This is a genomic window from Gaoshiqia sediminis (genome assembly GCF_025907915.1).
GTDB classification, from domain to species: Bacteria; Bacteroidota; Bacteroidia; order Bacteroidales; family Prolixibacteraceae; genus Gaoshiqia; species Gaoshiqia sediminis.
Window position 1 is genome coordinate 58,964 of sequence record NZ_JAPAAF010000007.1, and the last position, 21,467, is coordinate 80,430.

Genomic DNA, 21,467 nt, shown 5'->3' on the forward strand with positions numbered 1-21,467 from the left:
CCGTTCTTTGAGTAGCCGGGCGATATTCGGGTGATCAATTTTCAGAAAGAATAAAATAAAACAGGCAACCTTCGCCGGGAATGGCGTTACTGAAAACACCCACTTCGCCGCCCAGCTTTTCCACAATTCGCTTGACAATCGACAAACCCAATCCGGTGCCCTGGGCACGTGAAGGATCGAGCCTGGTAAACTTATTGAATAGTTTTTCCTGCGCTTTTAGCGGGAGCCCTTTCCCGTTGTCTTTGATCCAGAAGCGGACCTGGTTGCGCCCGTAAAGTTGGTCGAAACCCAATTCGATGACCGGGGGACTGCCGCCATATTTTATTGCATTGCTGATGTAGTTCATCCAAACCTCTTCGAGCCAGGCCGGATGCGACTTAATGACCGGCCATTGGGCGGGTTTCAGGATGGTGGCTTTGGATTCCTGAATGTTCGAATCCAGGCGTTTTTCGCATTCCGCTATCACCTGCCCCATGTTTACAGGCGACAGTTGGATGTCTTGCTGCCTGATCGTTGACATGGTGAGCAGCTCCTTGATTACATGCAGGGTTTTTTCTGCTGATGTGCTAATGATTTTGTTTATTTCCAGGGCGCTGTCATAATTCTCTTCGTTAATTTCAAGCTCAATCATTTCGGAGAGCGAAACCACGGCCCCGATGGAGTCGCGCAGATCGTGGGCCACCGTGTGGGCATAGGCATTCAAATCGGCAATAAGCTTGGCATTTTCTTCAATTTCCTTTTTCAGGTCCTGGTTGGTTTGAAGTATTTTTTCCTCATTGCGGATGCGTTGTGTAATGTCGCGTAATACGATGAGTTGGCCCCCAAGCATGTTGTTGTGGTCGAAAAGCGGGGTAACGCGCATGTCCAGGTGCCGGACCTCAGGGGTCTTTTCGGTAGTAATTTGTGTGCGGATTGGCTTGGGGGAATACGCGATGCGCTCGATCAGTTCCTTTTTGTGGGGAACGGCATCAGCCAGCTTTTTCCCGATCAGGGCTTTCCGCTCCGTGTTGAGCAGGCCGAGCATCGGTTCGTTGATGTCGGCAATACGTTGCTGGTGATCAATCAGCAGCACCGCATCTTCCATGATGTTGATGAGTTTATTGCGTGCCAGCGGAACCAGCTCGAAAGTGCCATAGCGCATGTTGATAAAGGCCAGGATAACCCCTGAAATGAAAAAGCAGCTCGGCGTCCAGTCGAAACCCGGGATAGGATTTATTTTGAATACATAAACCATATTTCCCGTAATCGGGAAAAGGCTGGCGAAGACAATCAGCCAGGACGCATAATGGGTCTGGCTTGTTGCCTGTTTGATCAACCGGGAAATATTAAATATACTGAGGGTGAGCAATGTATAGATGGATACAAAAATTAACCAGAAGAATGGGCCGTACTGGTAAATGGTTGTGTTGTTTTCCGGGTCGATGGCCGCCTTTTCCCAATGCAGGTGGTGAAGGTCATTCGTTATTACCAGCAAAATCAGGAATATGCCCCCAATCAGTAGCCCATTTTTTGTTTTTCGTGATATTTTTCGTGTGGCCGATCGGAAGTGTCTGGAAAACAAGTAGAACCAAATTGGGGTATATACAATGCCCAGATAGGAAAGTTTTGACCAGAATAGTTTGGTCTCCAGGTTGGCTGCGGAGTATTCCAGGCAATAAAATACCGCCCATATTGCCGTTGACAGCTGCATCAGGGCCAGGTACCTCATGCCGGGCGACTCTTTGTATTGGTACAGATACAAACTGATCAGTAACCCTCCAAAAGCAGTGAGGGCTAAGAGTATGCTGAGCAGATTAATTAAATATGCGCCCGTTTCGGTTGGCATAAAAGTAGGGATTAGTTTATCGAACCGGCTGTAAATGTATTAAGAAGCCATTAAATGTTCAAACAATATTTTTATCCCAATGAAAATAAGAATGGCCCCGCCCAGTATTTCGGCGTATTTATTGATTCTCGGCCCTGTTTTTTTGCCTATCAGAACTCCGGTCATCGAAGCCAAAAAGGTAACAGCACCGATGATGATTACAGCCGGAATTATTTTTTCGAGCAACAAAGCCAAGCTAAAACCAACAGCCAGTGCATCAACGCTGGTGGCAAAGGCCATGATTACGGCAGTCCGGAACTTCAGCGGGTCTTTTATGGATTTGGTTTCGTGGGGTAGCAGGTTCTCAATAATCATTTTACCACCGATCAGGGAGAGCAGTCCAAAAGCTATCCAGTGATCAACAGGTTCGATCAGGCGGCGAACACTGCTTTCGAGTAGCCAGCCGATTAATGGCATAAATGCCTGGAAAACAGCCAGTATGAGTGCCAGTTTCACAGCCTGGAAAAAACGGATTGCGGGCAGGCTTAATCCGCTGGTTACAGAAACAGCAAACGTATCAAACGATAATCCGATAGCCAGAATGATGACGGTTGAATAATTCATCCCCTTCTAAATTACTTTTGTGATTGGCGAACATCTGAATCATCCTGCCTGAAAACATTCTGATGGTCTGTTCCCAAATAAATCGCCCCAAAACTAGTAAAAATCGATTTAGGCACCTGTCCAATCTAGTCATCAATTTTATCGGATGAATGGGATAATCACTGGTAACGGATGATTGGTCGCTGAAAATAAAAGGTTGTCCCGAAAACCGTGGCAACAACCAGTTGTTTGGCTGATAGCTGTTTTCGGGACAACCTGTTGGCTGAATCTCTCAGCTAATTTTTCGGAGAAAAATTCCGCTTTATTTTTTCAGAATGAAGCTGATCAGTTTTTTTGCGACCTCGGTGTTGTCCATAATGCCGGTAAATTGTTCGGCGCCCGGGCCAAAAGCAAAAACAGGTACCATAACAGCTGAGTGGTTCCCGGTGGTGTAGCTTCCTTTCACCATGCCCGAGCTGAAGTTTCCATCCGTAATGGCCATGCCGCCGGTTTCGTGGTCTGCCGTCACCACAATCAGGGTTTCTTTGTTTTTGGAAGCAAATTCGAGGGCTTTGCCAATGGCCAGGTCAAAATCGAGAACCTCTTCAGCCATATAGATGGTGTTGTTTTGATGCCCTGCCCAGTCAATCTGCGAACCTTCTACCATCAGGAAAAAGCCATCTTTGTTCTTTTTCAGTATATTGATAGCTGTTTCTGTAGCTTTGGGCAGCATGGTGCCACGTTCCGGAGCAGGAACGTTATGTTCGTCAGCTGTTAGTCCGGCCAGTTTCCCCGATTTCACTTTTTCAATTTCGTTCATATCGCGAAGGACCTGATAGCCGGCGGCTTTCAAATCAACCGTCAAATCGCGGCCGTCTTTGCGGTCGGTAAAATGTTTGTAGCCGCCACCAATGAACACATCGATATCGGTTTTCAGGAAATCGGCAGCAATGGCCTCATACATATTGCGCGAAGGCTGGTGGGCAATAAACGAAGCCGGTGTGGCATGGGTAATTGCAGAGGTGGATACCAGGCCGGTTGCTTTCCCCTTTCCTTCGGCCATTTCAAGCATGGTTGGCCGGGCAATGGTGTCGGTATCCACGCCAATAGCGCCGTTGTAAGTTTTATATCCGCTCGAAAGGGCTGTGCCCCCGGCTGCCGAATCGGTGATGTAGTTGCTGGCCGAGTGGGTCTTGGAGAACCCAACATGTTTAAAGTTATCCAGGAACAAGTGCCCCCCGTTTGCTGTAATTCCGGCATAGACCTGGGCTGTACCCATACCGTCACCAATCATGAAAATGATGTTTTTGGGACTGGAGGATTTTGAAGCATCCTTGTAATTTTTCACCGGATATTTAGAGCCGCCCGGATAAATTTTTAGCGAATCTTCTTTCGAAAGGGTTTTGTAGTTTTCTTGTGCAAACGAAGCCTGGCAAAGAAATATCGCCAAAACAACTGCAAATAGCTTTTTCATTCTGTCATTTTTTATTAAACGCATTAAATGTACCGAGAATATTGTAAAAACTGTTACCCGAAATTTAAATATGTGTAAAGCCTGCTACATTCAGGGACCATAACTTTTGTTGTCCCACTCTTCGCGGTCGAAACCTTCGGATAGGGAAAAGAGCATTTTCTGGTCTGAAAATACGGGCTTCAGGATGCCAAGTACCAAAAAATCGGAGATGATTTTTTCGGCCTTCCGGTAAGTGATCCCTGCTTTTCGTGAAAAGGCCGACTGGCTGATGGTGTCGTTCTTATCCAAATAGTCGAGTAAAAACTGTTCGTCGGCTGAATAGTTGATCAGAATGCCACGCGGACTTTTTTGTTTGCGCCAAACCTCAATCATGATCTTGTTGGCCAGCTTATTTTCGTCGCCTTGACGATAATAGGCCAGCCATTTGCCGCTATCGTCTTTGGCATAATGGGGCTTTTCAGAGCTGCTTTCCACCCGGACTTCGAGCACAATTTTTCCTGCAACATGATGCTGACGGGTGGTGAAACGGATTTCCGGTTTGCTGTAAATTTTTGCTGCTGACTCAATCATGTAGTATTCTTCTTCCGAACGCACACCAGCAATGTTGCCGTTATCCTTCACGCCAATCAGCAAGCGTCCGCCATCGGTGTTGGCAAAGGCCACCAGCGACTTGGCTATTTTTTTCGAATCGCTGATACAATATTTAAAATCCTGGGTCTGGTGTTCCCCTTCCAGGATCATTTTATGAAGCGTTGAGCTCATCTTCTGGTGAAACTATTTCAGGCATTCGTTGGTTTCTATACGTCGATCCCAAATAAAATCCGCACCAAATAACCTAGTCCAAACGAAATCAGGCCCACCACGGTGCTAAGGATGACCATTTCGCTGAACCGTCTGCGAAAAGGTTGATCGTTAGCCACCGAGATGTAGTAGCTGTAAACAAACACCACTAAAATGGAGTCGAACACCGCGACTAGCAGCGCTGTGAACGGGGAGGTGAAAATGAGGTAGGGGGCGACCAGGAACACGACTGCAACCAGGTAGGCCATTCCCGTAAATAGGGCTGATTTCACAGCACCTTCATGTTTTCCCTCCGATTTGTTGGACAGGTATTCGGATGACGACATGGACAAGGCACCGGCAATTCCGGCAATGATTCCGGCCAGCGCTACCAGTTTTGTGTTTTGCAGGGCAAAGGTTAAACCGGCCAGCGTGCCCAGTATTTCCACGAGGGCATCGTTCAGCCCCAGAACAATGGAGCCGATATATTCTAGCTTATCTTCTTTCAGCAAACCGATCAGCTGTGCTTCATGTTCGCTTTCATCTTTTCCGATGGCGATGGCCTCGGGTATTTCACGACCAATCTCCGCATAGTTGATTTGTGCTTTTTCCTCTTCCTTCTCCATCAGCTTTATGCCAAAAGTGATGCCGAAAAGACGGGATATCCAGTAGAATTTACGGATGTACCATTGACTGGGCGACACCTCCCGTCCGGTGTATTTCATCCAGATGTTGTAGTGGCGCAGTTCATCGGCTGCGATTTTCTCCAGCACAGCCCGGTTGCCGGCATCTTTCTGTGTTTGCGCCAGACGTTTGTAGATCTGGTGTTCGGTAATTTCGTTGCGTTGTGCAATAATTAGTTGCTTTCGGGTTTCAGGAGAAAGGGGGGTGCGTTCCATCGTTCAATCTTTTAACCATTCGTACAATAGATAATGCTCGGAGGTCATCCCAAGTTTTTCATAGACCTTCCTGGCCGTTACATTTGTTTTTTCGGCATACAGCCGGATGCCTTTTAACCGGTTGTCTCGTTCCACTTTTTCCTGAATGTGCCGGTACATGCCTTTGTAAACGCCTTGCCCGCGGTGTCCGGGCATTACATATACCGACTGGAGCCAGATTACGGTGCCATTTCGCCAGTCGCTCCACTCAAAGGTGGTGAGCAGTGACGCAATTACCTTTCCTGCTTTTTCAGCAATATAATATTTACCTTTTGCGGGGGCGGTAAAAACAGCTTTTACGCCCAGGTGGACGGTATCCGGATCCAAGGCAATGTTTTCGGTTTCCAGAGCCATGTTTACCTGGAAGTCAACAATGGTTTCCAGGTCTTCAGGACGGGCTTCGCGTACAATCATTTGTCGTAAAAAATTTGAAGTTTAAAAATAGTAAAAGTAGTTTTAACACTTCGAAAAGTTAAAACAGTATTTCATGAAAATTGTTGTTGCCTCCAAAAATCCGGTCAAAATGAATGCCGCAAGGAACGCTTTTCAGCTATGTTTTCCTGAGGAGATAGAAGTGAGTGGGGTGCAGGTTTCTTCGGATGTGGCCGATCAGCCGATGAGTGAAGAAGAAACCTTATTGGGGGCACGCAACCGGGCCCGAAAGGCTGCCGAAAGTAATATGGATGGCGACTTTTATGTGGGCATTGAAGGGGGCATTGAGATACTGAGCGGACGGATGTTTGCCTTTGCCTGGATTGTGGTTTCTAACGGAATGGCTGAAGGCGAGGCACGCACGGCCACTTTTGAGTTGCCTCCGGAAGTGAGCCGGCTGGTGCTGGGTGGGATGGAGTTGGGCGACGCCGATGACCAGGTTTTCAGCCGACAGAACTCGAAGCAGCAGAACGGCGCAGTGGGGCTGCTTACCCACGACCGCGTAACGCGCGAAAACTTTTATCAACAAGCGATGGTGCTGGCGCTGATTCCGTTTTTAACCCCTGAGTTGTATCCACCTCCAAGTTAATCTGTCAGCGCGAAAGGTTCATCTTTTTCAGTACGTGTTGAAGGCTGATCTTGTCTTCGGAAAGCATAATTACCTGAATTTTATTTTGGTCCAGGCTGGTTTTGGCCTTGGGACCAATCTCGCCAGTGACGATTTTGGTAACTTTTTGGTTCTTGAGCAATTCCACCACCCGGGGCGCAACATCGTTTTCTTCTTCCTGGTATGGATTGGGAATAAAGCGGGTAACTTCGCCGTCGGTTAGCAAAAAATAGGGGCATCTGCCAAATCGCAGATCCATGCTGGCGGTCAGTTTTCGATCGGTGGCACTTATGGCAATCATGGTATTTCGTTTTATGAATTTGTATTGGTACCTTCTTTTTCGTTCAACGCTTCCCAGTATTCAACGGCACGTCGTGTATGTGGAATAACAATTGTTCCGCCCACGAGGTTTGCGATTGAAAAAATTTCGAACACTTCTTCGTTGGTCAGCCCTTCTTCGTGGCATTTTTCCAGGTGATATTTGATGCAATCGTCGCAACGCAGCACCATCGACGAAACCAGACCGAGCATTTCTTTGGTTTTGGTTGATAAAGCACCCTGCTGGTAGGCCAGGGTGTCAACACTGTAAATCCGTTTCATCACTTTGTTGTCGGCCCCGAGGATCTTTTCGTTCATCCGCGTCCGGTAATTCCTGAACTCATCAATTAAATTGCTCATCCTTTGTATTTATTTTACCAACTGTCCGATCAGTGTGGCTTGTGTGCACTTTTCAATTTTAACAGTAACATAATCGCCTTTCACAAAGTTTTGGTTCGGGAACACCACAACCTTATTTTGCGAACTACGGCCAAAATATTCTTTTTTGTTCTTCTTCGAAGGACCTTCTACCAGCACTTCAAACGTTTTGCCGATATCGGCCTGGTTGCTTTCCAGGGATAGACGGTTTTGCAGTGCGATAATTTCGTTCAAGCGGCGGATTTTTACTTCTTCCGGGACATCGTCTTTCAGGTGCTTGTGGGCATATGTTCCCGGGCGTTCCGAATATTTAAACATGAAGGCCATGTCGAAGCCCACCCATTCCATCAGCGAAAGGGTTTCCTGGTGGTCTTCTTCGGTTTCAGTGCAAAACCCCGAGAAAACATCGGTTGAAATGCCGCAGCCGGGAATGATTTCCCGGATGGCGCGAATCCGGTCCATGTACCAGTCCCGGTCGTATTTCCGGTTCATCAGTTTCAGGATGCGCGAGCTGCCCGACTGCATAGGCAGGTGGATGTGCCGGCAAATATTCGGGTGGGCGGCGATCACTTTCAATACTTTGTCCGACATGTCCTTGGGGTGCGAGGTGGTGAAACGGAACCGCATATCGGGTGCTTCGCTGGCCACCAGCCTAAGTAAGTCCCAGAATTTTACCGGTTTGCGTTCGCCCTCGGGCAGCCATTTGTACGAGTTAACGTTTTGCCCCAGTAGGGTCACTTCTTTATATCCTTTCTGTTGCAGATCATGCACTTCGGCAAGGATATCCTGCGGGTCGCGGCTGCGCTCACGTCCGCGGGTGTATGGGACAATGCAGTAAGTACAGAAATTGTTGCAACCCCGCGTGATGCTCACAAAGCCGGAAATAGACTTTTCGCCGATCCGTACCGGGGTAATTTTATCGTAGGTTTCAATTTCCGAAAGTTCCACATTGATAGCGCCTTCTTTTTCGCGAGCCTTGTCCATCAAAAAGGGCAAATCGCGGTATGCGTCGGGCCCGGCGACCAGGTCCACAGCATCGTGTTCTAAAAATTTTTCACCAACCCGTTCGGCCATGCAGCCCAAGATGCCAATAATCAGGTTGTCCTTTTTTCGTTTAAATCCTTTTAGGTGGTCCAATCGTCCCCAAATGCGCTGCTCGGCATTGTCGCGCACCGAACAGGTATTAATGAATATGGCATCAGCCTCCTCGGCTGTTTGGCAAAGTTCGTATTTTCGGTCCTGCAGGATGGCAGCTACCACCTCGCTGTCTGCAACGTTCATCTGGCAGCCGTACGTTTCAATAAAAAGTTTCTTCCGGTCCATTTAATTTTTAATAAGCCTGCAAATTTACTGATTTTGAAGCGAATTGGAAATTTGCAGGGGAGCAAAATTTGGCAACTGCTTAATTGGTTGACTGGTTAATTGTTATAAAATGGTTAATGTGAAATTTTTATTTTTTCCCGTTAAGCATCCGGGATGAATTCTTGTATTAAATCATTTCGCATTATATTTGCATTTTTAAAGAACACCGCATATGAAGTTTTCAATCGTTGGGGTATTATTTTTCCTGCTGTCATGGCATGTTTGTGCACAGGAAATATCCAGCAAACCTTCATCCGGCACCCCTGAAACCCATCCGCTCCTTCAGCAAATTGACATCCGGCAGGACGCCAGGATCGATTCACTTTTGCAAAATCATATTCAGGCCAACAAGCGTCGCGAAGGGACTGATGGCTTCCGCTTGGAGATCTTCTTTCGCTCGGGCATGAGGGCCCGTGAAGAGGCGATGAACGTGAAAACAGAATTTCTGAGGAAATATCCGGAGGAAACTGCTTACATGTCCTTTCAGAGTCCAGACTTTAAAGTACGGGTGGGCGATTGCCGCACAAAAAGCGAAGCGCTTAAGCTGAAAGCGAAAATCAGAAAAGACTACCCGAATGCCTTCATGGTCCCGGATATTATTCAGTTTCCAAAATTATATACAGATATAAAACAGCAATGAGTGAATTGATTAAGCATGAGTGTGGGATTGCGCTGATCCGGTTACGGAAACCGTTGAGCTACTACCAGGAAAAGTACGGAACGTGGCAATACGGGTTGAACAAGCTCTACCTCCTGATGGAAAAACAACATAACCGCGGACAGGACGGCGCCGGTGTGGTGAGTGTGAAGTTGAACCTGAAACCGGGACAGGAATACATTAACCGGTACCGGTCGATTGAGCAAAACCCGATTAAAGATGTTTTTGACAAAGTAAGCAAAAGCGTGAAAAAGGCTGTTAAGTCAGGCAAAGATATCAACGACCTGAGCTGGGTTTACGAAAATCTGCCTTATGCCGGTGAGCTTTACCTGGGTCATCTTCGCTACGGAACATTTGGAAACAACAGCATCGACTTTGTTCATCCGGTGATGCGCCAAAACAACTGGAAATCGCGGACGCTGGTGTTGGCTGGAAACTTCAACCTGACTAACACGGATGAGCTTTTTCAGAAACTGATCGACCTGGGTCAGCACCCAAAAAACTATACGGATACCGTTACTGCTCTTGAAAAAGTGGGGCATTTTCTGGATGAGGAAAACCAATTCCGCTTCCGGCAATATAAAAATGAAGGCTACTCCAACCGCGAAATCTCTCCCCTGATCGAAAAGAACCTGGATGTTCAGAGCATCGTGGAGAACGCCAGCAAAGACTGGGATGGGGGTTATGCTATGGCTGGTTTGATCGGGCATGGCGATGCCTTTGTAGCTCGTGACCCTTGGGGGATCCGTCCGGCCCACTATTATATCGATGATGAAATCGTGGTTGTCGCTTCGGAACGTCCCGTGATTCAGACGGTGATGAACGTGAAGGGAGATGATGTGAAGCAGATTAATCCGGGCGAAGCGCTGATTATCAAAAAAGATGGAAGCGTTTCGTCGCAAATGGTTCGTGTTCCGCATAAACGCCGGTCGTGTTCGTTCGAGCGGATTTATTTTTCGCGCGGGAGCGACAAAGATATTTACCAGGAGCGGAAGGAATTGGGGCGATTGCTGGCTCCAACTATCCTGAAAGCTGTCAACTTCGACGTTAAAAATACGGTTTTTTCCTACATCCCGAATACTTCCGAAACTGCGTTTTATGGGATGATGAAGGGCGTTCGGGAGCATTTGCTGGCTTGGAAAAAGGAGCAAATCCGATCGAAAAACGGCAGTATGCCCGAGAAGGAACTGGAAGAAATTATTTCGCTGGAGCCACGCGTCGAGAAAATTGCCATCAAGGATGTGAAACTGAGGACGTTTATTGCCGACGATGCCAGCCGCGACGACTTGGTTGCACACGTGTATGATGTTACTTACGGAGTCATCCGCGAAAACGAGGATACCCTGGTGATTATCGACGACTCCATTGTTCGCGGGACAACACTGAAGAAAAGCATTCTTAAAATCCTGGACCGGTTGAACCCCAAGCGGATTATCGTAGTTTCGTCGGCCCCGCAAATTCGTTACCCAGACTGCTACGGAATTGATATGGCCGTTTTGGGTAAGTTTATCGCGTTTAATGCCGCGATTGAGTTGCTGAAAGATCATAACAAAGAGCAACTGATTGATGAGGTATATAATAAATGTAAAGCACAACAAAACCTTCCGAAGGAAGAAATTGTGAATTATGTGAAAGAAATCTACCGTCAGTTTACCCCGGAGCAGATTTCAGCAAAAATTGCAGAGCTTCTCAAGCCGGAAGGTTGTGGTGCGGAAGTGGATATTGTTTATCAAAGTGTGGAAAATTTGCACGCGGCTTGTCCGAATGATACCGGCGACTGGTATTTTACCGGCGACTACCCAACGCCGGGCGGAAACAAGGTGGTCAATACCTCCTTCATTAATTATGTGGAAGGATTTGAAGGCCGGGCTTATTAAATTCCAGTTTGAAGGCCTTCCTCTTGGTTGACTTTTGTTTGTTAACTCTTACAAGACATACAGATAATGAAAAAAGCAGGCTATTCGGCCTGCTTTTTTATGTATATCGGTGTCGTGTTACTTCACTTCCGGAAAAACATTGTTGTCGTCTTTCTCCCGGATGTAAGTCTCAATGTGACGGTCTTTTTTTACCTCGTAAATGTCTTTGATTGTAACAATGATCCCTGTTTCTTCTACGTCGCCAAAGCGGTCGTTCAGTACGGTACCAAATGTCTTCATGGAAGGGCTCAGGTTCATGTAGGCATTGATTAGCGGGGGGATGTTTTCGCCGTGTTCCCGAACCTGTTGGGCTAATATTTTATAGTCTTCTTTGTAAGAACCACTGTTGAAAATTTTGCCTAGGGCTGCATCGTTCAAATCCAGGGTCATCGGTTTCTTTGGATAAACCAAGTTGTTGTGGTCGCGGAAATACTTTTGGAAGAAAAATAAAATCAGGTTTCTGGCTTCCGTGTTAAAATGCGTGTACATAGTTACCTTGCCAAAAAAGTATTTGATTTCAGGGTGGTCAACGGTCAGTGCGCCCAATCCGTCCCATAAATTGTCAAGGGCAAACAGGGCTTTGGCCCCGGCTTTGCTCGATTGATAGGTTGGCTGAACAAACGAACGGCCCAGCTCCAGTGTGTAAGGCAGGTAGTCGCGAATAAACTCGTCCGAAAAATGAAACAAGCGGGATGTGGCCAGTTTAACTTCCCCGTTTTCGTCGAGCGGGAGTCCATCGCATAAAATGTAGCGGTAGCCTCCAAGGATTTCCTGCGCATCCGGATCCCAGACAATAAGTTGTTTATAAGGGTTTTCGTTCGTGTCGTATTGGTCAATGTCCAAATCTTTCCCCGTTCCGCCGCCTGCATCCCGAAAAGTAATTTCCCGAAGGCGTCCGATTTCACGCATGATATTCGGTGAATCGTGGTGGGTGATCACATAAATCTCATTGCCACCTTTATTGGTGTTTCTTAATAGTTTTTCCGGGGTCAATTCCGCCAGAATAGCTTCTTTCGCTACAGGTGCAGCAATATCCTTCATACTTATTCTGCTTAATTTTAATGAGCTACAAAACTAAAAAAAATAATTTAGAATTGGTTTTTTGCCTCTTTTTCATTTTTCCCGGCCAACTGCTCCGGCAGCCTGTAAAGGACCTCGCGTACTTCGTTGGCCCATTGGAGTTGTGACTTGCTTTTATCGAATGTGTTATACGGAATTGGTTGGCCAAAAGTGAGCGTGAATTTCTGATTTTTATGTTTGAATGTTTCAGAGGGGAGGAAAAACATTTCCAGGTTCCATTTGATGCCCAGACATGTTCGCAAGTTGGCCAGCCTGTAAAAGAAGTTTGTGTTCCGGCCACTGATATGTACCGGGATTACATCGCGTTGGTATTCCACTGCTTTTTGGATGAAATGCTTTTTCCATTCGGTGTCGGTAATCTTTCCTTTAATTTTCCGCGAGGCCAATCCCGACGGGAAAATAAGAATCTGGGCATCGGAACTGTAGGTTGTATGAATGATGTTGGCAACTTCGCGGCTGTGTCCGCCATGTTTGTTGATGGGTACAAAGATGCTTTCCAGTTGCGGGATTTTCATCAGAACATCGTTTACCAAAAAACGGACATCGCCAGCTGTGTTATAAACATTGTGTATCAACAACATCGCGTCGAACCCGCCAAGTGGGTGATTGGCAGCAAAAATGAACCGCCCTTGTCGGGGAACATTTTCAAGCCCGAACACCTGCTGGCTGACGTTGAAATGGTTCACCATCGCATTGGCGAAATCAATGCCGCTCAGAGTGCCGTAATTTGCAAGTATTTCGTTGATCTCGCGAATGTGCATCACCCGGTTGATGAACCGGTAAACAAAACCGGGAAGCAACCTGGCCAAGCGAGGGTTTTTCTCGTTGAATAGTGCTTTTATGTCAATTGGTTTGATGCCGTTTGGATACTCTTCGGACATGTTTCTTTAATTTGTCCCGAAAAATAGAAAAAATAAATGCGATTTGGTGCGGGTGTGCTGCTGTGTTTGTATTTTTGGCGAATGAAACCTATTTATTAACCCCTGTTGAAAACAGGTGTTGACAATCTAAGTGTCATAATATCAGTGTGTAGTAGGTTTGTGTTAACAGGGCTTGTTGCGTTATTAACATGAAATAAACAGGTAAGGTGGTTTTTGTTGGTGGAAAAAAGTGACTGAAAGTGACTGAAAGTGGATTTTTGGATAAGAATTTACTAATTTTACAATTGAAAAATAGGCAATTAACGTATGGATTTCTCAGCAGAAAAGAACGCAACACTCGACGAAAAAGGAAGGGTCGTTTTGCCTGCCGACTACAAAAATGAGATGGGGGGCAGCATTCCCGGTGGCCAATTAGCCATCGAGCTGGATCCGTACGAGAAGTGCCTGAATATTTATCCGCTGGCAGTTTGGGAAGAGCAACTCGCTTTTTTAAAGTCCAAACTCAACCGGAACAACCGAGAGCAAAGTCGTTTGCTGGATCTGATTTACCGAAACTTCAAAGTAATTCAGGTCCCTGACTCCTGCCGGATGAACTTGCCCAACAATTTTCTTGAAAAAGTAAGCATCAAAAAGGATGTGGTTTTTGTGGGGCAGGGAGAACGGATCCGCTTGTGGGATGTCGGGGAGTATGAAGCTTACCTTGGAGCGGGAGAAGGATATGGAGAATTATTTGGAAAGTATTTTGGGAATTCGGAGGAAGCATAGTGGAACAAGTTTACCATATACCGGTGTTGTTGAATGAAAGTGTTGAGGGACTAAACATTCGCAAGGATGGTGACTACGTGGACGTCACCTTTGGTGGGGGTGGTCACTCCCGTCATATTCTGAATCAGTTATCTACAGGTCGATTATTTGCTTTCGACCAGGATGAGGATGCAGCGGCGAACGCTTTTGATGATTCGCGCTTTTATTTCATTCGGCATAATTTCAGGTATATCCGTCATTTTTTGAGGTATTATCAGGTAGAGCAGGTAGATGGCATTTTGGCCGACCTGGGCGTTTCGTCGCACGATTTCGATGTGGCCGAGCGTGGCTTTTCATTTCGTTTTACCGGCAATCTGGATATGCGCATGAACCGCAACGCATCAAAAACGGCTGCCGATATAATCAACGAGTACGACGAGGAGAAGCTGGTAAGGGTTTTTCGCGAATATGGCGAAGTTGAAAATGCCCGTCGCTTGGTGAAGCAACTGATGGCTGCCCGACAGGTAAGGCCCATTCGTACTATCGACCAGTTTAAGGAGGCCATTTCACCTTGTGTTTCAAGAAAGAACGAATCTAAATATCTGGCAAAAGTTTTCCAGGCTTTGCGTATCGAAACCAACGGGGAGCTGGATGTGCTGAAGGAATTTCTGGAGCAAAGCGCCCGGTTGCTGAAACCCGGGGGCCGCTTGGTGGTCATTACTTACCATTCATTGGAAGACCGGTTGGTGAAGAACTTCATCAGGACCGGAAATTTCGAAGGAAAGCAGGAGAAAGATTTTTACGGGAATGTCAGTTCAAGCCTGGTAGCGGTCAACCGAAAGGTGATCATACCGGGTGAGGAAGAAATTGAACGGAACCCACGGGCCAGAAGCGCTAAATTAAGAATAGCAGAAAAAGTATGACAAACGAGGCTCAAAAAGACGGAAAAGGCAGAGGCCGCAAAAACAGCCTGAAGTCGTTCCTGGGAGGAAACATCCTGGCCAGCGAGCGCCTGACCCGCGAGTTGCCATTCGTTTTTTTTATTGTTTTTCTTGGTATTTTGTTGATTGCCAATCGGTACTGGTCGGAGAAAACGATCAGGCAGATTGAGGCGGTTCAAGACTCTATCAAGGAGCTGCGGGCCGAATCTGTTACCTTCGAAACGGAGTTGATGCGGATGAACAGGCCTTCGGAAATAGTCAGTAAAGTCAGGGCGAGCGGACTCGACCTGATGGAGCCGCTGGAGCCGGCGCGTAAATTAAAAGTAGAGAAATTGGATCAAGAATAAATGGAGATCAGAAAAGACATAACGTTCCGTTTCGGAATCATTTACTTTTTGGCCATATTGATGGGCGTCATCATCTTGGTCAAAATTTTTATGATCCAAACCGTTGACACCGGAAAGTGGGAGCAGATTGCCAAAGAACTGAAAACCAATACCACCGAATTGCAAGCCAAGCGCGGGAATGTTTGTGCCGACGATGGCAGCATTTTGGCAACTTCTGTGCCTTATTACGAATTGCGGCTCGATTTGGCCGCTCCACGGGTTAAGCGGGTGTTCGACGAACATGCCGATGAGTTTTCTTTACAGGTGGCCGAATTGTTCAACATCTCAAAGTCCCAGTTCAAGCAAAAACTGACCAAAGCTTATCGGGACGGCAACCGGTGGTTCCTGGTTTATCCGCAGAAGGTAAATTACAACCAGCTGCAGCAATTCAAACGGCTGGGAATGATGAAACGCGGCTATTTTGGTTCCGGTCTGATCGTGGTGGGCGAAAGCGAGCGGGTGATGCCGCATGGCGATATGGCCAGCCGGACGATCGGCACATTAAACAAAGGCGCTTATGGCGGCATTCATGGAAACGTGGGATATTCCGGCATCGAAGGGATCATGGAAAGTTACCTGGCCGGTGAGAATGGGCTGGCATTAAAGCGGAACTATTCCGGCCATTGGGTGGATATCCCGATTGTTGAGCCCAAGGATGGGAAAGATGTGGTGACCACCATCAATGTGAATCTGCAGGATTTTACCCAAAATGCGCTGATGCGGCAGATGCTCGAATCGCAGGCCGAGTGGGGGACAGCTGTGGTGATGGAAGTAAAAACCGGCGAAATAAAAGCGATTGCAAACCTGGGGCGGCGAAAAGACGGTGCTTATGCAGAAACGTACAATTTTGCCCTCGGCCATGCCGGTTGCAGCGAACCCGGATCAACCTTTAAGTTGATGTCGATGATGGTGGCCATGGAACACGGCTATGTGGATACATCCGACGTTTTTGATACCGGCGTTGGCAAATGGGAGTACCGCGGACAGACCATCTATGATAGTGATTATGGTCATGGTGGACACGGTAAAATCAGTATGAAAAAAATATTTGAGTTGTCCTCAAACGTTGGTGTGGCCAAGATCATTACCAAATATTACGAAGGCAAAGAGCGTGATTTTATCGACCGGATTTACAATTTTGGGTTAAATAAACCGCTGGGGCTTGGTTTTGCCGGCGAAGGGGTGCCCTATATTAAATATCCCGGTGATCAGGTTTGGTGGGGGCCATCGCTGGCTTGGATTTCGTACGGCTATGAAATTAAGCTTACCCCGCTGCAAACACTGACTTTTTACAATGCGATTGCAAACAACGGCCGAATGGTTAAACCCAAGTTTGTAAAGGAGGTGCAAGAAAATGGCTTGCTGGTCAAAGAGTTTAAAACCGAGGTGATAAACCCGGCTATTTGCTCCCGCGAAACGCTGGCAAAGGCTCGTTTACTGCTAGAAGGGGTTTGTGCCCAAGGTACCGGAAAATCGTTGAACAACCCGTATTTCCCGATTGCCGGCAAAACGGGAACAGCTCAGGTGGCCTATCAAAACGAAGGGTACACCAAGGGTGGACGAAAAAATTACCAGGCTTCGTTTGCCGGTTATTTCCCGGCCGACGATCCTAAATATTCGGTTATCGTAGTCATTGTGGGGCCAAAAGGAAAATTTTACGGTGGCTCTGTAGCCGGCCCGGTTTTCAAAGAAGTTGTCGGGAAAGTGTATGCTTCGTTTTTGGAGCCGCGAAATGAAATGGATGAAGAGCTGATAAAAGTTCCTGAGGTGAAAACCGCTTTTCGCAATGATATTGCCGAAGCTGTGGATGAACTGGACTTGGATATTAACACAAAGGCTGCGGATGGCGAATTGATCCAAGTGAAAGCAACCGATGAAAAGATCGAAGTTGCCGGTCTGAATGTACAGGAAGGCTCGGTGCCCAATGTGATCGGCATGGGTGGATCCGATGCCTTGTTCCTGTTGGAGAAATCCGGTTTAAAAGTGAAAATGAACGGACTGGGCAAGGTGAGGAAGCAATCGGTGCCGGCCGGGAACAAGGTAAAAAAAGGACAAACGATATATTTGGAGTTAAGCTGATGAAGACGTTAAATGAAATACTTTCAGGGTTGAATTATGAACTGGTTAGCGGCGATTTGTCGGTTCCTGTCGGGCAAATTCATTTTGACTCGCGCAAGGTGGCACGCGGCGACGTATTTGTAGCTGTGAGCGGCACTCATGTTGACGGGCATGCCTATATACCAAAAGCCCTGGAGAACGGCGCTTCGGTGATTGTTGCCGAAAAGTCGGATGTTGAGGTCGGTGCCTCCACTTTGGTGCGAATGGATCATACAGCGAAGGCAATGGGTTTGCTGGCGGCCAACTACTACGGAAATCCTTCGGCGAACCTGAAAGTAGTTGGGGTTACCGGGACAAACGGAAAAACCACCATTGCAACCTTGCTGTACCGTCTCTTTAAAAAAGTAGGCTATAAAGCCGGCTTGATTTCCACGATAAAATATTACGTCGGCGACGAGGAATTTCCGGCTACACACACAACACCTGATGCCTTGCAAATCCAGTCGCTGATGGCCGACATGGTGGATGCTGGCTGCCAATACTGTTTTATGGAGGTAAGCTCTCATGCCATCGATCAGGATCGCATTGCGGGAATTGAATTTGATGGCGGTATATTCACCAACTTGACTCACGATCATCTGGATTACCATAAAACCTTTGCCGAATACCTGAAGGCTAAAAAGAAATTTTTCGATAATCTTCCGGCCACTGCTTTTGCACTTACAAATGGCGATGAAAAGAATGGTCGCGTGATGCTTCAAAATACAAAGGCTGTGCAGAAAACCTACGCATTGAAATCGCTGGCCGACTTCAAATGCAAAGTGTTGGAAAAGCACCTCGATGGCATGTTGCTGGATGTGGACGGGACAGAAGTGTGGACTCATTTCTCCGGGATTTTCAATGCCTACAATCTGTTGTCGGTGTATGCTACGGCTTTGTTGTTAGGCGAAAAAGCGGATGATGTTCTTCCGGCCATGAGCGAACTGCGCCCTGTGGCTGGCCGATTTGAGATTTTGCGTTCGCCCGACGGGAAATATGCCATCGTGGATTATGCCCACACGCCCGATGCACTGAAAAATGTCCTCAGCGGGATCAGTGAGATACGCACTGGCAACGAGCAGGTGATTACAGTGGTTGGCGCTGGTGGTGACCGCGACAAAACCAAACGCCCGGTAATGGCGAAAGAGGCCGTTCTGCAGAGCGACAGGGTCATTCTCACCTCAGACAATCCGCGCACCGAAGTGCCCGAGCAAATTATTGCAGATATGGAAGTGGGCGTGGAAGCGCACCAACGCAAGAAAGTGCTTTCGATTGTGAACCGGAAAGAAGCCATCCGTACAGCCTGCATGTTGGCCCAACCCGGCGACATCATCCTGGTTGCCGGAAAAGGGCACGAAGATTATCAGGAAATCAACGGGGTGAAATATCATTTTGACGACAAAGAAGTAATCAGCGAAATATTTAATGCAATTTAAAAAGTAGAAAACGATGTTTAGTTTAGTGTATGAATGGTTGAAAGATTACGATGTTCCCGGTTTGGGGATGTTGCCGTACATTTCGTTCCGGGCATCAGCAGCCATCATTACCAGTTTGTTTATTACGATGGGTTTTGGCAAAAAACTGATCCGTGTGTTGCAGCGCAAGCAAATTGGTGAGGAAGTGCGTGACCTGGGGCTGGAAGGGCAGATGCAGAAAAAAGGTACCCCAACCATGGGGGGGCTCATCATTTTGGCATCCATCATCATCCCAACCTTACTGTTTGCCCGGCTCAACAACATCTACATCATCTTGATGCTGATTACAACTTTCTGGCTGGGGATCATTGGTTTTATCGACGATTATATCAAAGTTTTCCTGAAGGACAAGCAAGGCCTTGCTGGGAAATTTAAAATCCTGGGACAGGTAAGTTTGGGGATTATCGTGGCTGCCACACTTTATTTGTCGGACGACGTGGTGGTGCGCGAAAAAGTACGCAATGCCAAAGGCGACTTTGTAAAAGAAATTGTGGTGGATCACGAAACCGGGCAACAGGAAGTTCGCTTTGTGACCGAAGAAGTGAAATCGACTAAAACCACACTTCCGTTTATTAAGAATCACGAGTTTGATTATGAGTGGGTTATCCGTTTTGTGGGAGAAAGTTCCACCTACTTGCGTTGGTTAATCTATGCCGCCGCTATTATTCTGATTATTACAGCCGTATCGAATGCCGCCAACCTTACCGATGGTATTGACGGCCTGGCAACCGGTACTTCGGCTATCAGTGGCGCCACGCTCGGCATTTTGGCATATGTGAGCGGTAATATTATCTATGCCGATTATCTGAACATCATGTACATCCCCAATATTGGTGAGCTGACGGTGTTTATTGCTGCGTTTATTGGGGCAACGGTTGGCTTTTTGTGGTGGAACTCATTCCCGGCACAAGTGTTTATGGGCGATACCGGCAGTTTGGCGTTGGGTGGTATCCTGGCTGTTTTTGCGGTCATCATCCGCAAAGAAATCCTGATCCCCCTGTTGTGTGGAATCTTCCTGGTCGAAAACCTGTCGGTGATGCTCCAGGTGGGCTATTTCAAATACACAAAAAAGAAATACGGCGAAGGAAGACGGATCTTCCTGATGAGCCCGATCCATCATCATTATCAAAAACGGGGCATTCCGGAACCAAAAATAGTAACCCGCTTCTGGATTGTTGGGATTGTGTTGGCGGTATTTACCATTGCAACTCTTAAAATGCGGTAATCGTGGCAGAGAAAGTAGTCATATTGGGAGCAGGCGAAAGCGGGGTAGGTTCGGCCATCCTGGCGCAAAAGCAGGGCTTGCGGGTTTTTGTCTCGGATTTGGGCAAAATTAAGGACAAGTACAAGAAAATATTGCAACAGTACCGGATTGCTTTTGAGGAAGGAAAACATTCGGAAGACGAAATCCTGAAAGCTGATTTGGTGATAAAGAGTCCGGGCATACCAGAGAAAGCGCCCCTGGTTAAAAAATTGCGGGAAATGAAGGTTCCGGTGATCTCGGAAATCGAATTCGCAGGACGTTACAACAACGCCAAAACCATTTGTATTACCGGCAGCAACGGTAAAACGACTACCACCCTGCTAACCTATCACTTGCTAAAAGAGGCGGGTTTAAGCGTAGGGCTGGCAGGAAACGTGGGAAGCAGTTTTGCCTGGCAGGTGGCCGAAAAGGATTTCGATTACTATGTGATTGAATTGAGCAGCTTTCAGCTCGATGACATGTATCAGTTTAAAGCCGATGTGGCCGTATTGCTGAACATTACACCGGACCATCTGGACCGGTACGAGTACAAGATGCAGAATTACGTGGACTCGAAGTTTCGCGTCATCCAAAACCAAACGCCGGACGATTTTTTCATTTATTGCGCCGACGATCCGGTTATTCGGGAAGAACTAAAAAAACGGCATATTCCGGCCACTTGCCTTCCTTTTGGCTGGACGGAAGCACCCGAAAACGGTGCGGGAGTAAAAGGGGATAACATCATCATCAATTGGAAACAAAACACATTTACTATGTCCATTTTTGATATTGCATTACAGGGTAGGCACAACACCTACAATTCAATGGCAGCCGGGCTTGCCGGGATGGTGTTGAAGATCAGGAACGAGAAAATCCGGGAAAGTCTTGCCGATTTTAAGGGCGTGGAGCACCGGCTGGAACGTTTCCTGAAAGTCCACGGCATTGAGTTTATCAATGACTCTAAGGCCACCAACGTTAATTCAACCTGGTATGCCCTGGAGTGCATCAATAAGCCGATCGTGTGGATTGCCGGAGGCGTGGACAAGGGAAACGATTACAACGACCTGAAAGATTTGGTGGGCAAAAAGGTAAAAGCCATCATCTGCCTGGGGGTTGATAACCATAAAATTCGGGAGGCTTTCAGTGGGATTGTGCCCGATATTATTGAAACACAGGATATGAAAGATGCCGTTCGGTCGGCCTACTACCTGGCCAAAGATGGCGAAGTGGTGTTGCTGTCGCCGGCCTGTGCCAGTTTCGATCTGTTTGAAAACTACGAAGATCGTGGTCGTCAGTTTAAAACGGCCGTGAGGGAACTCTGAATGGCGATTGATAATTGAGAGGATTGGG

At 47.1% G+C, this 21,467-nt stretch carries 21 protein-coding genes; 10 read left to right on the forward strand and 11 right to left on the reverse strand.

All coding sequences use genetic code 11. The features are described 5' to 3' along the window. Positions 1 to 34 precede the first annotated feature (34 nt). The 6 genes from N2K84_RS07150 to N2K84_RS07175 form a co-directional block, all read right to left on the reverse strand. A complete protein-coding gene (locus tag N2K84_RS07150) occupies positions 35 to 1,825 on the reverse strand; it encodes a histidine kinase N-terminal 7TM domain-containing protein (protein WP_282591106.1) in 1,791 nt (596 codons plus the stop codon). 39 nt (positions 1,826 to 1,864) lie between these two features. Next, a complete protein-coding gene (locus tag N2K84_RS07155; RefSeq protein ID WP_282591107.1) occupies positions 1,865 to 2,428 on the reverse strand; it encodes a manganese efflux pump MntP in 564 nt (187 codons plus the stop codon). A 301-nt stretch (positions 2,429 to 2,729) separates the two neighbouring features. Beyond that, positions 2,730 to 3,881 (reverse strand): alkaline phosphatase, encoded by a 1,152-nt coding sequence (locus N2K84_RS07160; RefSeq protein WP_282591108.1) that lies wholly within the window; start codon positions 3,879 to 3,881, stop codon positions 2,730 to 2,732. A gap of 90 nt (positions 3,882 to 3,971) precedes the next feature. Continuing rightward, entirely contained in the window at positions 3,972 to 4,643 is a 672-nt protein-coding gene (locus N2K84_RS07165; RefSeq protein ID WP_282591109.1) for an AlbA family DNA-binding domain-containing protein, read from the reverse strand. 35 nt (positions 4,644 to 4,678) lie between these two features. Further along, positions 4,679 to 5,560, reverse strand: a complete 882-nt coding sequence (locus N2K84_RS07170) for a VIT1/CCC1 transporter family protein (protein WP_282591110.1) — start codon at positions 5,558 to 5,560, stop codon at positions 4,679 to 4,681. 3 nt (positions 5,561 to 5,563) lie between these two features. Further along, positions 5,564 to 6,013, reverse strand: coding sequence for a GNAT family N-acetyltransferase (locus N2K84_RS07175; protein WP_282591111.1), 450 nt, complete (start codon positions 6,011 to 6,013; stop codon positions 5,564 to 5,566). Positions 6,014 to 6,086: 73 nt separating this feature from the next. Between N2K84_RS07175 and yjjX the strand changes: the two genes are divergently transcribed. Continuing rightward, positions 6,087 to 6,620 carry an inosine/xanthosine triphosphatase gene (gene yjjX / locus N2K84_RS07180; protein ID WP_282591112.1) on the forward strand — a complete coding sequence of 178 codons (534 nt, stop codon included), beginning with the start codon at positions 6,087 to 6,089 and terminating at the stop codon, positions 6,618 to 6,620. Positions 6,621 to 6,624: 4 nt separating this feature from the next. On the opposite strand, the gene N2K84_RS07185 is transcribed toward yjjX, so the two are convergent. The 3 genes from N2K84_RS07185 to miaB are packed head-to-tail and all read right to left on the reverse strand — an operon-like array spanning position 6,625 to position 8,657. Further along, on the reverse strand, positions 6,625 to 6,939 hold the full coding sequence (locus tag N2K84_RS07185) for a NifB/NifX family molybdenum-iron cluster-binding protein (RefSeq protein WP_282591113.1): 315 nt from the start codon (positions 6,937 to 6,939) through the stop codon (positions 6,625 to 6,627). A gap of 11 nt (positions 6,940 to 6,950) precedes the next feature. Then, complete coding sequence (locus N2K84_RS07190; RefSeq protein ID WP_282591114.1) at positions 6,951 to 7,316, reverse strand: carboxymuconolactone decarboxylase family protein; 366 nt, start codon at positions 7,314 to 7,316, stop codon at positions 6,951 to 6,953. A gap of 9 nt (positions 7,317 to 7,325) precedes the next feature. Further along, positions 7,326 to 8,657: a tRNA (N6-isopentenyl adenosine(37)-C2)-methylthiotransferase MiaB gene (miaB, locus tag N2K84_RS07195; RefSeq protein WP_282591115.1), complete on the reverse strand. Its 1,332-nt coding sequence runs from the start codon at positions 8,655 to 8,657 to the stop codon at positions 7,326 to 7,328. 211 nt (positions 8,658 to 8,868) lie between these two features. Between miaB and N2K84_RS07200 the strand changes: the two genes are divergently transcribed. Both N2K84_RS07200 and N2K84_RS07205 read left to right on the forward strand, forming a co-directional pair. Then, entirely contained in the window at positions 8,869 to 9,336 is a 468-nt protein-coding gene (locus N2K84_RS07200) for an SPOR domain-containing protein (RefSeq protein ID WP_282591116.1), read from the forward strand. Further along, positions 9,333 to 11,231 (forward strand): amidophosphoribosyltransferase, encoded by a 1,899-nt coding sequence (locus N2K84_RS07205; RefSeq protein ID WP_282591117.1) that lies wholly within the window; start codon positions 9,333 to 9,335, stop codon positions 11,229 to 11,231. The genes N2K84_RS07200 and N2K84_RS07205 overlap by 4 nt, the downstream gene beginning before the upstream one ends. A 117-nt stretch (positions 11,232 to 11,348) precedes the next feature. Here the strand turns inward: N2K84_RS07205 and glsB are convergent, their stop codons facing one another. Further along, complete coding sequence (gene glsB, locus N2K84_RS07210) at positions 11,349 to 12,311, reverse strand: glycine N(alpha)-acyltransferase GlsB (protein WP_282591118.1); 963 nt, start codon at positions 12,309 to 12,311, stop codon at positions 11,349 to 11,351. A gap of 47 nt (positions 12,312 to 12,358) precedes the next feature. Further along, positions 12,359 to 13,231 carry a lyso-glycine lipid O-acyltransferase GlsA gene (gene glsA / locus N2K84_RS07215; protein WP_282591119.1) on the reverse strand — a complete coding sequence of 291 codons (873 nt, stop codon included), beginning with the start codon at positions 13,229 to 13,231 and terminating at the stop codon, positions 12,359 to 12,361. A gap of 306 nt (positions 13,232 to 13,537) precedes the next feature. Between glsA and N2K84_RS07220 the strand changes: the two genes are divergently transcribed. Genes N2K84_RS07220 through murD form a run of 7 tightly spaced genes read left to right on the forward strand, consistent with a single transcriptional unit; the run spans position 13,538 to position 21,439 of the window. Then, positions 13,538 to 13,996 (forward strand): division/cell wall cluster transcriptional repressor MraZ, encoded by a 459-nt coding sequence (locus tag N2K84_RS07220; RefSeq protein WP_282591120.1) that lies wholly within the window; start codon positions 13,538 to 13,540, stop codon positions 13,994 to 13,996. Then, positions 13,996 to 14,898: a 16S rRNA (cytosine(1402)-N(4))-methyltransferase RsmH gene (gene rsmH / locus N2K84_RS07225; protein WP_282591121.1), complete on the forward strand. Its 903-nt coding sequence runs from the start codon at positions 13,996 to 13,998 to the stop codon at positions 14,896 to 14,898. The genes N2K84_RS07220 and rsmH overlap by 1 nt, the downstream gene beginning before the upstream one ends. Further along, positions 14,895 to 15,263: an FtsL-like putative cell division protein gene (locus N2K84_RS07230; protein ID WP_282591122.1), complete on the forward strand. Its 369-nt coding sequence runs from the start codon at positions 14,895 to 14,897 to the stop codon at positions 15,261 to 15,263. Before rsmH ends, N2K84_RS07230 begins: the two co-directional genes overlap by 4 nt. Next, positions 15,264 to 17,381 (forward strand): penicillin-binding transpeptidase domain-containing protein, encoded by a 2,118-nt coding sequence (locus tag N2K84_RS07235; RefSeq protein WP_282591123.1) that lies wholly within the window; start codon positions 15,264 to 15,266, stop codon positions 17,379 to 17,381. Next, on the forward strand, positions 17,381 to 18,835 hold the full coding sequence (locus tag N2K84_RS07240) for a UDP-N-acetylmuramoyl-L-alanyl-D-glutamate--2,6-diaminopimelate ligase (protein ID WP_282591124.1): 1,455 nt from the start codon (positions 17,381 to 17,383) through the stop codon (positions 18,833 to 18,835). The genes N2K84_RS07235 and N2K84_RS07240 overlap by 1 nt, the downstream gene beginning before the upstream one ends. Before the next feature lie 13 nt (positions 18,836 to 18,848). Beyond that, a complete protein-coding gene (gene mraY, locus N2K84_RS07245; RefSeq protein ID WP_282591125.1) occupies positions 18,849 to 20,099 on the forward strand; it encodes a phospho-N-acetylmuramoyl-pentapeptide-transferase in 1,251 nt (416 codons plus the stop codon). Positions 20,100 to 20,101: 2 nt separating this feature from the next. Continuing rightward, positions 20,102 to 21,439: a UDP-N-acetylmuramoyl-L-alanine--D-glutamate ligase gene (murD, locus tag N2K84_RS07250; protein ID WP_282591126.1), complete on the forward strand. Its 1,338-nt coding sequence runs from the start codon at positions 20,102 to 20,104 to the stop codon at positions 21,437 to 21,439. The last annotated feature ends 28 nt before the right edge of the window (positions 21,440 to 21,467 follow it).